Source organism: Streptomyces sp. SM1 (assembly GCF_002910825.1).
Classification (GTDB): Bacteria; Actinomycetota; Actinomycetes; order Streptomycetales; family Streptomycetaceae; genus Streptomyces; species Streptomyces okerensis.
Window position 1 is genome coordinate 1 of record NZ_NEUB01000484.1, and the last position, 772, is coordinate 772.

General features: G+C 77.3%; 1 pseudogene. It reads right to left on the bottom strand.

Annotated features, from left to right (window positions below):
• Positions 1–772 (bottom strand): annotated as a pseudogene (locus B9S61_RS11995) (tetratricopeptide repeat protein); the annotation flags it as partial.

Genomic DNA, 772 nt, shown 5'->3' on the forward strand with positions numbered 1-772 from the left:
CCGCGTGGTCGCCGCTCGCGGCCTGTGCGCGCGCCCGGCCCTCCAGGGCGGGGAGGTAGCCGTCGTCGGCGGCGAGTGCCCGCGCGTAGTGCGTGAGAGCCGTCCCGTACTCGCCCTGGTTCCAGGCGAGCTGTCCCAGCGCGGTCGCGACGTACGCCACGTCGGCCGGTGAGGCCGCGCCGTCCAGGGCCCGTCGCAGCACCTCCCGCGCCGTGCGCACGTCGCCCCGCAGCTCCCGTACGTAGGCGTACCGGGTGAAGACGGGCACGCCCGGCCGCCTGCGGTCGGCGGTGGACGCTGCCCCGGCGGCCTCCCCGTACCGGCCGAGCTCGACCAGGGCGTCGATACGGGAGCACAGGGCGCGCTCGCTGTAGGGGTTCTGCTCCAGGGCCCGGCCGGCGTACTCCAGGGCGCCGGTGAAGTCGTGCCGCGCGGCGGCGAGGGCGGCCTGTCCGGCGAGGGCGGGCTCGTTGTCCGGTTCGAGGGTGAGGGAACGCTCGAGCGCACGCTCTGCCTGCGGGTAGCGCGAGGGGTTCCCCTGGGTGCGTGCCTGCTCGACGTAGGCGGTGCCCAGGGTGGCCCAGCCGCCGAAGTCCCTGGGCTGCGTCCGCAGGTGTGCCTGGAGGGACCGGATCCCGGCCCCGAGATCTCCCCCGGCGAGCACACCGGCCGCGACCGTCCCGCCCGCCGCGGCCGCGTCCCGTCCGGCGTCCCGGTCCCCGCCCACCGCGACGCTCCCCGCGGTCATCGCGACGGCCAGCAGGACGGCGCA